Source organism: Streptococcus sp. oral taxon 071 str. 73H25AP, assembly GCF_000146755.1.
Taxonomy (GTDB): Bacteria; Bacillota; Bacilli; order Lactobacillales; family Streptococcaceae; genus Streptococcus; species Streptococcus oralis_T.
Genome location: NZ_GL397254.1, coordinates 1,426,853 through 1,439,495 on the forward strand (window position 1 = coordinate 1,426,853; position 12,643 = coordinate 1,439,495).

The 12,643-nt window shown below is 32.3% G+C and carries 11 protein-coding genes and 1 pseudogene; 1 reads left to right on the forward strand and 11 read right to left on the reverse strand.

What is annotated here, in order from left to right:
• Positions 1-52: 52 nt before the first annotated feature.
• Positions 53-2,035 (reverse strand): peptide ABC transporter substrate-binding protein, encoded by a 1,983-nt coding sequence (locus HMPREF9189_RS09180; RefSeq protein ID WP_000842555.1) that lies wholly within the window; start codon positions 2,033-2,035, stop codon positions 53-55.
• 188 nt (positions 2,036-2,223) lie between these two features.
• Between HMPREF9189_RS09180 and HMPREF9189_RS09185 the strand changes: the two genes are divergently transcribed.
• On the forward strand, positions 2,224-3,240 hold the full coding sequence (locus tag HMPREF9189_RS09185; protein ID WP_000106436.1) for an IS30 family transposase: 1,017 nt from the start codon (positions 2,224-2,226) through the stop codon (positions 3,238-3,240).
• Between the two features lie 257 nt (positions 3,241-3,497).
• Here HMPREF9189_RS09185 and HMPREF9189_RS09190 read toward each other — a convergent pair whose 3' ends face one another.
• From HMPREF9189_RS09190 to HMPREF9189_RS12345, 10 genes and pseudogenes are all read right to left on the reverse strand, one after another.
• A complete protein-coding gene (locus HMPREF9189_RS09190; protein ID WP_000448233.1) occupies positions 3,498-4,460 on the reverse strand; it encodes an acyltransferase in 963 nt (320 codons plus the stop codon).
• A 91-nt stretch (positions 4,461-4,551) separates the two neighbouring features.
• Positions 4,552-4,943 (reverse strand): annotated as a pseudogene (gene tagD / locus HMPREF9189_RS12135) (glycerol-3-phosphate cytidylyltransferase).
• Positions 4,944-4,981: 38 nt separating this feature from the next.
• Entirely contained in the window at positions 4,982-6,121 is a 1,140-nt protein-coding gene (locus HMPREF9189_RS09205) for a CDP-glycerol glycerophosphotransferase family protein (protein WP_000833457.1), read from the reverse strand.
• Positions 6,105-7,568, reverse strand: coding sequence for a flippase (locus tag HMPREF9189_RS09210; protein WP_000066243.1), 1,464 nt, complete (start codon positions 7,566-7,568; stop codon positions 6,105-6,107). The genes HMPREF9189_RS09205 and HMPREF9189_RS09210 overlap by 17 nt, the downstream gene beginning before the upstream one ends.
• On the reverse strand, positions 7,561-8,481 hold the full coding sequence (locus HMPREF9189_RS09215) for a capsular polysaccharide synthesis protein (RefSeq protein ID WP_000890356.1): 921 nt from the start codon (positions 8,479-8,481) through the stop codon (positions 7,561-7,563). The genes HMPREF9189_RS09210 and HMPREF9189_RS09215 overlap by 8 nt, the downstream gene beginning before the upstream one ends.
• A 16-nt stretch (positions 8,482-8,497) precedes the next feature.
• Positions 8,498-9,454, reverse strand: a complete 957-nt coding sequence (locus HMPREF9189_RS09220; RefSeq protein ID WP_009729797.1) for a glycosyltransferase — start codon at positions 9,452-9,454, stop codon at positions 8,498-8,500.
• Positions 9,455-9,468: 14 nt separating this feature from the next.
• Entirely contained in the window at positions 9,469-10,491 is a 1,023-nt protein-coding gene (locus HMPREF9189_RS09225) for a glycosyltransferase family A protein (protein WP_000687911.1), read from the reverse strand.
• Positions 10,481-11,380 (reverse strand): beta-carotene 15,15'-monooxygenase, encoded by a 900-nt coding sequence (locus HMPREF9189_RS09230; RefSeq protein ID WP_232194154.1) that lies wholly within the window; start codon positions 11,378-11,380, stop codon positions 10,481-10,483. Before HMPREF9189_RS09230 ends, HMPREF9189_RS09225 begins: the two co-directional genes overlap by 11 nt.
• 304 nt (positions 11,381-11,684) lie before the next feature.
• A complete protein-coding gene (locus tag HMPREF9189_RS09235; RefSeq protein WP_000578435.1) occupies positions 11,685-12,191 on the reverse strand; it encodes a glycosyltransferase in 507 nt (168 codons plus the stop codon).
• Positions 12,191-12,640 carry a UDP-N-acetylglucosamine--LPS N-acetylglucosamine transferase gene (locus HMPREF9189_RS12345; protein ID WP_000686640.1) on the reverse strand — a complete coding sequence of 150 codons (450 nt, stop codon included), beginning with the start codon at positions 12,638-12,640 and terminating at the stop codon, positions 12,191-12,193. The genes HMPREF9189_RS09235 and HMPREF9189_RS12345 overlap by 1 nt, the downstream gene beginning before the upstream one ends.
• Between the last annotated feature and the right edge of the window lie 3 nt (positions 12,641-12,643).

Below are 12,643 nucleotides of genomic sequence, written 5' to 3' on the forward strand. Positions count from 1 at the left end.
AAAAAGGACCTAACCATCATCTCAATGGCTAAATCCTTTAATTTTTAAAAAGTTATTTCACATGATTTGCTAAATCTTCTTGAGCTTTTTTGTTAGACTCTTCTTTTTCTTTCATCCATTTTTCTTGGGCTTTTTGGTACTCTTCTGCTGTCACTGGTTTATCTTGTACATCAAGGTATTTATACAAGAGGGCTTCGCTCGTACCCTTGTTACCAGAGTATGCAAATGGAAGTGTGAATGGTACCATCTTAGACAACATTGGACGACCAGTTTTAGAAGTTGTTGGGATGATCAAGGCACTGTCGGTCAACCAAGCTTGGGCAGCAGCATATTTCTCATAACGTTTTGAAACGTCACTCACTTCCTCCCCGGCTTCCACAACCATTTTTTCGTAGTCTTCCAAACCAACTTGCTTAGCTGCAGCGTTGTTTGTTCCAGAGTCAAATCCTAGGTAAGTCTTTGTATTTTCTCCGACAGATGGCTTGATGATATCAAGGTAAGTAGATGGGTCTGCAAAGTCTGGAGACCATCCCACGTTATCTGAGATATCCCAGTCTTCTCCAGCTGCAGTTTCAGCAAAGTAAGTGATATTCAAGACATCATCTTTTTGAAGTTGTTGGATATCGACAACGACGTTCTCTGACCCTAGAGTAGCTTCAAGCGATTGTTTGAAGGATTGAACACGTTGGACTTTCGTCGTGTTTGTTTGGTCTACTGGCATATCCAAGTGGATTGGGAATTTCACACCTTCTGCTTGAAGAGCTGTCTTAGCTTTGGCAAATTCTGCTTTGGCCTTATCTGGATTGTAGAGTCCATCCTGAGCATCATCCAAGTTCACGTTGCTCCACTCATCACCATAAGTCACCAATTTGTCTTTGACCATTTCGCCAAAGTTCTTTCCATCTGCCTGTACAAACGTAGGAGGAACAAACAAGTTACGAAGCAGTTTAGTCGCACCACTTGCACCGTTTACTTGAGAGGCATAGGCGGTTCTATCAAAACCAAAGGCAAGAGCTTGACGGAAATCTTTGTTTAGAAGAGCTTTCTTGGTTGATGTTTTTTCTTCATCCGTTGTCTTAGAAGTATACTTATAAGACTGGCGATCAATATTAGTACCTACTAAATAAGTAGTAGAATCTTGTTGTGTGTAAACAATATTGTCTTTAAATGCTTTTTCAGTCTCTGGGTAGCTAGCGCTTGTTGGGAAGAGACGCGCCATTGTAAAGCTGCCATCTTTGAAAGCTTCAGTCGGTTTATTGGTATCTTGACCATCCCAGAATGATAATTTAACCTTATCGATATGGACATTGTCCTTATCCCAGTAGTTTGGATTTTTTTCAAACTCAACAGAAGATTTAGCTACGATAGATTTGAGCAAGAATGGTCCATTGTATAGGATGCTACTTGGATCTGTTCCTTTAGCGAAATCATCCCCTTTAGAGTTTAAGAACTCTTCATTTACTGGAGCCAAAACTCCCATCGTTGTCTTAGAATTCCAGAAGCTTTCTGGCTTGTTCAAAGTGTACTGAATTGTTTGATCATCAAGAGCCTTAATACCAACTTGTGAGAAATCTTTAATTTCACCTTTCACATAAGCATCCAAGCCTTTGATTGATTCCTGAACAAGATAAAGACCATCAGATTTTTTATCAGCAGCATATTTAAGCCCTGTTACAAAGTCTTGAGCTTTGACTTCTGCGTATTCCTCACCTTCAGAGGTATACCATTTTGCATCCTTACGAAGCGTATATGTGTAAGTCAAGCCGTCCTTAGATACAGACCAATCCTCAGCCATAGATGGCACAAAGTTACCATAGCGGTCATTTTCAAGCAATCCATCAATCACATTACTAGTAATGTCAGCAGTTGCTGCCTTACCAGTTGTCAAATAGTTGAGGTTGTCAGGGTCTGTTTCATAGATATATGAGAATGTTTTCTCACCTTTAGCACTTGAACTTGATCCAGAGCAAGCAGCTAGGGTCGCAGCTGCCAACAAGGTTACACCCGCAAGGGCAAATAGTTTTGAACTTTTCATCATTTTCTCCTTTAAAATTTACATCCCATTATAGACCCTTTTCACAAAGTTGTCAACAGAATTTTCAGAATTTTTGAATGATTTTAGCATTTTCTGAAAAATGCCCTGTTGTAAAATGAAGTGCAACAAAAAGGACATGTTCATCTGATATACTAGAGTTGCGAAAAACAGTATAAAGGAAGATGAACATGTCCACTAATTATTCTACCACAAATCAATCATACAAGCACTTATCTGAAGCTGAGCGAGGGGAAATTGAAGCTTATTTAAGCGTAGGACTAAAACCTGCTGAGATTGCTCGTAGACTAGGGAGAAATCGCTCTACTATTACTCGTGAAATTAATCGTGCCATAACACAAGTGAAAAAAGTAAATGGGCAGAAGGTCTATTACCAACACTATTATGCAGATGCTGCCCATAACCGTTATCGTCATGCTAGAGAAGCCAGCTATTATCTGAAACTGGATTGTGTATCGGATGACTTTCTGAGAGAATTTACAGAAGCAATGAGAGAGAAACCAAGGGTGCATAGCGTGGATACCTTTGTTCATACCTATAGACTCCAACATGTAGATGCAGTTGTTCCTTCAACCAAGACGCTCTATAACTATATCCATCAAGGATTGTTAGAGATTAAGGTCATTGATTTGCCAAGAGCGGTGCGGATCTGCAAGAAATTTACCAAGCGCCCCTCTACCAAGAAACTCCTAGGAAAGTCAATTGAAGAAAGACCAGAAGAAATCAATAATCGTTCCCGTTTTGGAGATTGGGAAATCGATTCTGTTCTGGGTGGAAAGACAATAGGAGAACCTTCTATTCTGACCTTGGTAGAACGACAAACACGCTATGCTGTCACAAAGAAACTCGTCGAAAAGAAAGCAGAGTATGTCAATCAAGCAGTCTTAGAGTGTATGAAACTTTATCCCATTAAGTCCATAACTGCAGATAATGGAAACGAATTTTCATCATTGAGTAAGATAGAGGGATTAGATGTTTATTTTGCACATGCCTATTCATCTTATGAACGAGGTACAAATGAGAATTTCAATGGACTACTAAGAGAGTTCATTCCGAAGGGGTGTTCGTTAAAAGAACTAAATCAGAATCTTTTAGAGGACTATACAAAGGCTATCAATGAAGGATCTAGACGAATCCATGGCTATCAGTCCGCAAAAAAGCTGTTTGAGCTAACTCAAACAGCTTGAAAGATACTCACTTAATCAGAAGAACAACTTTGTTGCACTTGACTTGACAATTAGGGTACTTATAATTTTTTGCATACTTTTCCTTTTCATTTTTCCGAAAATATTTAATCTTCTAGGAATAATCAAAAAGAAAGTTCACCAGAACCCTCTTTTCGATTATATAATATTCTACATTGTACACAAATCATAATCATGACGAAATCTAATTTGATCTCAACTAATAATCCGTTTTGCATTTTTTCAACTATTATTTATTTTCATCTGATTTGTTTTACAAATTGAAATAGCTTTCCTAAACCATAGCATATTAGAAAAACAAAAATAGTCCCAAATTTAAGAATGTAAGTATTAGAAATTAACACTGTAAATATCAAAATAACAAACTGGTGCGTTATGTAAATAAAAGTGGTGTATTTTTCTCCAATTTCATTCAGTATTCCAATGTCAATAGCATTAGGTTTTTTTATTGCAAATAACATCAACATTATTACAGCAAGTATTGAACTTATATAAAGTTCAAAAGAATTACCTAAACTGTAATACTCAAAAAATACTAGCATTGGATATATAATCATTCCCAAGATTAATAATTTATTGATCACTCGACAATTAATGATCCTCTTTTTTATCTGTGCCAAGAAATTCCCTATTCCAAAGAACGGTATTCCCATAAACAAAAAATTTCTGTAAAAAATTGAATCATTAATCATGAATTCAATAATAAAAGTAAGTAGCAAAAGTATAGCAATCACTTGTTTCCTAAACAGCAATCTCTTGTTAGAAAAATAAAGGTAAATATAGATATATAGTATAGCATATAGATACCAAAGTGGTGTAGCCAGAGAACCTATTAAATCTGATATTCTATTAAAAAATATAAACCTTATGATATTCGTGAAACTAAAAGTCTGAAAAGGAAATTGCAAATTATTTTCTTTCCATAATGTATAGATAAAAATAGCTGCATAAAAAAATGTACTTATTAATGTTAATCTAAATATTTTTTTTATTCTTTGCTGTATTTTAGACTTTGAAATATTATATGAATAAAAACCAGAAATCAAAAAAAACATTGGTACTGCAAATCGTGCAATTATCTGATAAACAGCTCCAATTTTTCCTGGTAGCCATATATGTATAGCAACCACACTAAAACAGGCTAATGTTTTAATAGCATGTAAAGTGGTATTATCCATTGCTTTATTCTCTTTAGTCTCCATCTTCCTCCACCTAAAAACGCAAAACTCTAGACTCAATGTGCTCTCTATAATAAATTATTAAAAATATAAATGCAACATTTTCACTCTATATTTAGTCTGCTAAATCCTCTTTAATTTTAGTTGTTGAAATTTCTTTCGTTCTGGGCAAATAGACTACTTCAACGCCTTCTTCTTTTAGATAATCAAATTTACCTTTCCAATCATCGCCCATTACAAAAGTATCAATATGATACTCTTTTACATCTGATTTTTTTTGTTCCCAACTAGTTTCAGGTATTACTAGATCTACATATCGTATTGCCTCAACTAAATTTTTTCTATGTTCATAATTAAAATAACAAATTTTATTTTTTCTTTTAAATTGAACTCATCACTTGAAACAACTACAATTAAATAATCGCCTAATTGCTTTGCTCTTTTTAACAAATTAATATGCCCATAATGGAGCAAATCAAAAGTCCCATAAGTAATTACTCTTTTCATATCCTATTCCTCTTGTCTAACTTTCGTTTTTAGTTTCTTTATAATTGATTCACTATCCACTCTGCACACTTCCTTGCAGCATCTCCATCATCAAATCGTCTGTTCTTTAACTTATAATCATCGATACATTCATGATAATCCATTTTTGAAAATCTAGAAATTTGTTCAACTAATTCAAGATTTGTATAACATTTAATAAATGGAAGATTGTTGAAATTTGGATTTAGTGGTCTTAATTTTGTATACTCCTCATAATCTGGCATATACAAAAATATAGTTCTATTTAACAACATAAAATCTATCGGTGCTGATGAATAGTCTGAAATCATAATATCAGCTGCAAACATCAAATCCTGCGGATCCGGATAATCTGTCACATTAATTAATCTTTCATCATCATTTTTAAAAAATGTATTATCAACATTTGGATGAAAACGAATCAACACTCTAACTTCTTTATTATAGAATTTTTGAAACGAACTGATTACCTTATCATAATCGAGATTATACGCTTTTGTTGATCCATTATCCCTAAAAGTAGGCATATATAAAACGACTAGTTCATCTAAAGAGATATTATATCTAGCTCTGACGATTTGATTTGTGTGACTTACTTTCTCACTATAAAAGAAATCATCATTTCTTGGTAAACCATATTCCAAAATTTCAACATTGTCATCTAGCCAAAATGATTTTTTAAACTGTTCTGTTTGCAATTGGCAACTAGAAATGATTCCATCAGATATCCTACCATCGTATTTCGCCATTACAAGATAGGATTTTGAAAGTGTTGATTCTACATCCTTTTCGACTAATTTAACGCCATCAGATCCATGCCACGTCTGTAAGTAGATTTGCTTTTTTCTTTTCCAAGGACGATCGGAATTTCTGATATTATCGACCCAAATTTTAGCTGTACTCCACTCCAAAAAAGCTCTCCAACTTCCATATCGTACCTTTCTAACCCCATCAGGCACAGAAGTACTCATATCCTTTGTTAACCAAACTATATCAAGATTCTTATCCTGCTTTAATAGTTCATCAGCAATATACTTTGGATTGTCCCCATATCCTCGACCACCAAAGTTATCAAATACTAGCTTTCTTTTATTTAAAGGTAGCCAACTAAATGGGTAAAACATTAATCTTTTTAATAATAATTTATAATATCTTTTCATATCCAATCTTTCGTTTGATCTTTTCCCTCAATAACTTAAAATGTAAGTTTCTTGACATTAAAATATAGCTACAACTGAAAGCAACATATACGAATCCGCCCAAAGCTATGAGTAAAATAAGACTCACTATATTATAGGGTAAATGAGTTTTGAGCGCTATAATAACCAGGTACATAATCAGACCAAATAGGTAGAATATCAAACCGTTTTTCAAATATCTTTTTAAATTTAAGTCTCTTCTAACTGACCAAAACTGCATTCCAGACAACACAAATTCTGCCAATACTGTACTAACTGTTGCTCCCATAGCACCAAAAGGTTTTATAAAAAAACAGTTTAACACTAGATTAACAACCGCTCCCGCGATTAGAGACACTACATAATCTTTATCTTTAGCTCTAGGAATCAAATACTGAGTTCTAATAATATTTCCTAAAACAGAAAAGACAAAAGCCGGAGACATAGCAGCAATCAATCTTCCTGATTCAAGAAACTCTTCTCCCCAAAATATAATGGAAAAAATATCAGATACCGATATTAGTCCAAACATCAATACACTAGAAATAATCATCACGTATAAAATTGTTACCTCTATGTAGTATTTACTCTTTTCTTCTTGTCCTTCTGCTAGTAAATAGGAAGTTCTCGGCAACATAACAGCCCCTAAGGCCGCAATCAAAGCTTTAGGAATTTCAATAATTCTACCTGCATTGTCATAAAATCCAACCTGCTTTACGTCAACCATTAAACCAAGCATATATTTATCCATATTAGTAAAAATACTAATGGCTAGTACAGGAATAAAAAGAATTAAAATTGGCTTGATATGAGGTAATAATTCCTTTAATTGAATCTTTTTCCAAGACAATACTCCTTTTAATTGTCCCCATAGTAAAAGTTGACCAACTAAAGTTACTGACCCATTTATAAATGTATACTTCCATAGATCTGTACTTTGACGTACACATAAAAAAATTAAAAATAATCCTAAAAGTTTAACTAATGTGTTCCTAAAAACTATCTGTTTAAAATTTTCTAATCCATAGAAAAACCAAGTAATATCAACAGCATTTGATAACAATAAAAAGAGTTGTAATATTGCAATAACCTTGTAATGTACTGCCCCAAAATATAGATAAGCAATATAAGTTATAGTTACCAGAATAGACATTATTAACTGGATAGAATAGATACTCCAAAATGTTTTTGATAGAATATCTTCTCCTTCTCGCTTAACAGTCGCAATTGTTCTATTCCCGTAATTTGCAATCCCCAGGAGCATAAACATCATAAAGTAAAGTGCAACTGACATCGTAAAAGAATGAATACCTAGATTTTCAGCACCTAATACTCGTGATAAGTAGGGAGAAGTTATTAAAGGAACAGCAATACCAACCAACTGATATCCCATATTATAAGCTAAATTTTTACTGATCTTATTACTCATTTGTCTCAACTTTCGAAGAAATTATAAACTTATAAAAGGTATCCATACCACTAGAATAATCGAGGTGATGGTTTAATTTATGAAACACTGATATATTTTTTATTTGTTCCCATCGTTTTTCCGAAAATTGATTATTTAGCTCAAAGTGAAGTGTGTGGGGAGAATGATTATTAAAGGTAGGGACAGCAATCCATTCTGCTGGATAATGTTCCGTAGCAATTGTAAAGAATATGTGAAATAAAAAATAATTACATAAACTATTATTTCTCTTCCAATACTCCCAGAGAAGTTTTCTCGTATACAGTAATATAGGATGGTTACTAAATGACGAAATTAACCAACTTGATGCAACAACGGCTTGGGAATCCTTCCGAGATAAATCTAACGATTTATATACAAAAAGGGGTAATTCAAGATTTGTAAAATCTCCTCCGGTATTCAACACAGTTGCATCCACCCATAATCCACCATGACGACATAGAAGTTCTACCCGAAGAATATCAGAATAGTGAGCACGAGAAATCCAGCCCTTTTTATATTTATCAATGATATAATCTGGGATATCTGTATAATCACTAATATTTTCTTCTGTTAGTACTATAATCTCTCTTCCAGGAAAATATGTTCTCATTGATTGAATACATGTTCTAATTAACTCTGGAGCGCTTTCTTCACCTTGAAACCAACAAATCCAAACTTTATTCGAAATGTTCATATCATTTTTCTGTTCACTTTCAGTCAACGAAATATGGCTAAATTGTCGCTTCATTTTTCTATAAGCAATATCAATATCTTGTTGAAAAGCTATATTTTGATTACTGATAACATATATCGGAAACATTCTATGAATTTTATTTTTCAATTTACTAAAAAAAGAGCGATTGTTAATAGAAGCTAAAATTTTTTCCAGCATTATTTCTCCTCACACCCTACATTACTTTTGATTTTACATAAGCTGCTAAACGAATATTTATATATCCTAAAATATTCTGTACAATTAGCTTCTTATCGTCGTTCTGTGTATATTTAACAATTTTTCTAAACTGTTGTTGCAAGTATTTTAAAAAAGCTACATTCAAGACATTGTAATGACTAGCGGTTGTTGTAACAATCCAATTACAATACTGTTGACACGAACGTTGGTGTAAAAAGGAATTCTTTTTTTCTGCATAAAATTCAATACGCGATGTATGCATTTTATCCTTCATCTTTATTTTTTCTAAAGTCATATTACTTTGTACAATGCTTCCTTTTCGTTGAACGTATAAATATAACGGCTCCTCTACAATTGATACCCTTTTACACTCCCAAAACAGAGGATAGTTAAGAAATTCATCTTCATACAACATGCCTTTTTTAAATTTTAACTTTTCAAATAAAGTTGATCGATAAAGCTTATTCCAAGCAACAACATAACGATAACCATTTGACGTTAACACTTTTTCTAATACTTGTTGACCAGATAAACATATTTTATCATTATCTAGTATCTCATCTTTTATCTTTTCACCCGTTTCATCAACCAATGAAAAAGAACATATAGACACCTCTGAATTATTGTTTTTTAGAGAATGATACAACTTCCACACATAATCCTTAGATATATAATCATCGCTATCAATAAACGATACATATTGACCTCTTATATGTTCTATTCCAAAGTTTCGAGCATCTGATAAACCACCGTTTTCTTTATGAAACACTCTTATTCTAGAATCAATTTTAATAAACGAATCACAAATATTTCCACTATTGTCTGTACTTCCATCATCAACCAATAGTATCTCAATATTGTCATAAGTTTGATTCAAAATGCTTTCTACTGATTTTTTTAAATATTTTTCTACATTATAGACTGGGACGATAATGCTTACTAAATCTTCCATAAATGATTCATCCTTCAATATTTTAATCGCTTTTTCTTCCACCATTCTTTGAATGAGTAAAAAGAATAGATTAATAAGGGAATTTTAGACTTCAGCAAATAAAAAATAATCATCTCATTCAGATTTTTAGGCTTCTTTTCTTTACTCACTTTCTCATCTAAAAATGGTCTATATTTTTTTAATTGTTGTGCAATATTATCCCATTTTTCTTTTGAGGAATACGGAGAATCGAATTTAAATAAGTTATTTACATATAAACTAGCAAGGTAAAATCTAAAATCCATATGTTGCTTATAGTAGTTCTCCTCAATTTTAGGATAAACTTCTAATAATTGATTCCATAATTGATTCTGAATCAATAAGGAGTGTTCAATATTATTCACATAACGCTTAGATAATGACTTGGGATTAACATTTTGAACATTATAATACACACCATCAATTACTGCAATACTTCTTGAGACCATCAAGTATTGATAGACAAATGACATATCTTCCCCAAGTGACATCTCAGTCGAAAAAGTAATGTTATTTTCCTCAATCCTTCTACGAAGAAATAATTTAGCCCAAACACTTCTCGGAAAAATATCCACAAAATGATTTCCTATTTCCTCTTTTGTTCGTGCAATAAATGAAGCTGAACAGTTCTCGTTTCCACCATATTGTGTTGTATTAGGCTCTTTATGCCAACAAGATAAAAGATCAATTTTATTTTTTTTAGCAAACTGATACATTTTATAAAGTATACCATCATCTAAAACATCATCTGAATCTAGGAAAAATACATACTCTCCACTTGCATGAGATAATCCCTTATTTCTAGCAGCAGATACCCCTTTATTAAGCTGATGAAAAATCTTAATTTTGGGATTACTATTATACTGTTCTAAAATTTCTGCTGTAGAATCATTGGACCCATCATTCACCAGAATCACTTCAAGAGATTCTAAATTTTGCTTTAGGGCACTATCAACACAATTTTTTATTGTTTTTTCAGCATTGTATATTGGTATAACCACTGATACTTCAATTTTCATCTAAATCTCCTCTGATTGAATTAGTAGATTTATAAACAACATTACCTAATCCAAGAAAGAAAAATACAATATATGTAGACCTCGTAAATGTACTATTCCACACAACAATGCTCATCATCACTACAAAAGCTATTATTGATACAATCAGTCTTTCACATTGCATATCTTTATCTCTAGTAAAAGTTCCTCTTATAAATAATGATAACAAAAATAAATAAAGAAGGACTACAGAAATAAAACCACCATCTGCAAGCATTTTACCTAGTTCATAGATATAATTAACAGAGTATGACCCCAAACCTTTTCCAAATATGGCACTAACATAATCATGATAAAATAAGTTATCCCATAAAAAGGAAATAGTATTGGTTCGTCCCGCAAAGTCTGTTCGGTTTTCATAGGATAATGCCTTTGTAACATTAAAAAAAGTATACAAATTATCAGGCAAAACCATTTCAATAATTTTATAGGCAACCAAAAAAAGAAGAGATATTCCTACAGTTGTACTAATTATACGTGCTTTTCTAACTGCTTTTGACTTTTGAAATATGAAAATTAGGAAAATAGAGAATATAAAAATAACAAAAAAAATCTTTATTTCTGCCAATGCACATATTATACAGGAAATAGCAATCAATATTAACGACTTCATAGCTTTCCATTTGCCATATAGATAATAAACAATAGATAAAATACTTAAGGCTAAACAATAGAATCCTTGAATTCCATTTGCATAATTAGTGAAACCAAAAATACCATTGGTAAAATCAGGATGTAAATGTAATACTAAATGTTGGTATAAAACTAACAATAAATTAAATATCTGTGCAACGTAAGCAGTATCAATTAAAGATGAAAAAGTTCTGTCATCTAAATAACTGTTCGTCATGTAATAAACAAGAAATGCTCCTAGTATATATCTTATTCTTGCAACAAAATCATATACATTGAGATTTCCCCAACTAAAACTAATTAATAAAAATAGTATTAAGAAAATAAAAAAGGATATACTGACGTGAGGATTTTTAATTTTAATCTTACCCGAAGAATAGGAATCAAATATAACAAATAAAACCGATACCAATAGCAATAAATCTGGTATCGTAAACAATAGTGATGAAGGAAAATAGGAATATATTAACTCACTACATAACGAATATATGAATAGCAACTTGATACAAATATTTATAAACTTATTCGTCCTTAACATAGCTTGTCCCCATTAAATCATCAATCATATCTATAAAGTTCTCCATAAACAGGTTATTATTAGTTTTCAAATCTGTTCTTTGTTGTTCATTTATTTTTGAAATACATGCCATAAGATCACTTATATTCGTAATGACTGTTAAATTATAGATATTTAATACTTTCTCAACAAATTCCATCTGATGATCATTCACATGCTCTCCAAATTTTTTTTGTCTAGGAACAACTATCGGGGTTTTCCCTTTAGCAAAAACCCCCATAAACGTCGCTGGCCCACCATGAGTAATGATAACATCTGATCCCTCAATTAATTTATTCATTTTTTCATAAGAAATTATCTTTTCCCACTCACAATATTGCGGAATATAACTGGAATATCCTGTTTGAATAAATACTTCATCTTGAATAAATCCCTCACCTTTTAATCTATCAACCTCTTTAATAAGTCGATTAAACTGTTGTTCATGAGTACCTACTGTCACAAAAATCATTAGAAGATCCCTCCGAGATTGATTGCTTTCGGATATACTTTTTTCATTTCCTCCCACTGTACTATGAACCTATCTGTCACCGGATATACTAATTTCCCTGTTAGGGTTGGTGCATCAATACGGTCAAAAACTTCAATATAGACTGTCTTAGCACCAAATATTTTTCCTAGATAAAAGAAAGGGACAGCTACAGCTGCACCAGACGAAATAATCACATCTGGTCTCTCTTTTTTTAAAATTTTATAGGCGAGAAAAGAATTTCTTACTAAATTTTTTATATTACGATTGGTTGGATAATAGCAAGGATATACAACTTCCTCAGAGAGTACACTCCGAGCATCCTCTTTATCAAAAGTAACCCAAAATCTTTCCTTATCTTTCCAGAAAGGTTTTAATAGATATAAATGAGTCAAGTGACCTCCACTAGATCCAACTAAACATATTTTCATTTC

Coding starts and splice junctions, on each gene's coding strand:
- HMPREF9189_RS09180 (WP_000842555.1), bottom strand. CDS start 2,035: ATGAAAAGTTCAAAACTATTTGCCCTTGCGGGTGTAACCTTGTTGGCA.
- HMPREF9189_RS09185 (WP_000106436.1), top strand. CDS start 2,224: ATGTCCACTAATTATTCTACCACAAATCAATCATACAAGCACTTATCT.
- HMPREF9189_RS09190 (WP_000448233.1), bottom strand. CDS start 4,460: ATGGAGACTAAAGAGAATAAAGCAATGGATAATACCACTTTACATGCT.
- HMPREF9189_RS09205 (WP_000833457.1), bottom strand. CDS start 6,121: ATGAAAAGATATTATAAATTATTATTAAAAAGATTAATGTTTTACCCA.
- HMPREF9189_RS09210 (WP_000066243.1), bottom strand. CDS start 7,568: ATGAGTAATAAGATCAGTAAAAATTTAGCTTATAATATGGGATATCAG.
- HMPREF9189_RS09215 (WP_000890356.1), bottom strand. CDS start 8,481: ATGCTGGAAAAAATTTTAGCTTCTATTAACAATCGCTCTTTTTTTAGT.
- HMPREF9189_RS09220 (WP_009729797.1), bottom strand. CDS start 9,454: ATGGAAGATTTAGTAAGCATTATCGTCCCAGTCTATAATGTAGAAAAA.
- HMPREF9189_RS09225 (WP_000687911.1), bottom strand. CDS start 10,491: ATGAAAATTGAAGTATCAGTGGTTATACCAATATACAATGCTGAAAAA.
- HMPREF9189_RS09230 (WP_232194154.1), bottom strand. CDS start 11,380: ATGACGAACAGTTATTTAGATGACAGAACTTTTTCATCTTTAATTGAT.
- HMPREF9189_RS09235 (WP_000578435.1), bottom strand. CDS start 12,191: ATGATTTTTGTGACAGTAGGTACTCATGAACAACAGTTTAATCGACTT.
- HMPREF9189_RS12345 (WP_000686640.1), bottom strand. CDS start 12,640: ATGAAAATATGTTTAGTTGGATCTAGTGGAGGTCACTTGACTCATTTA.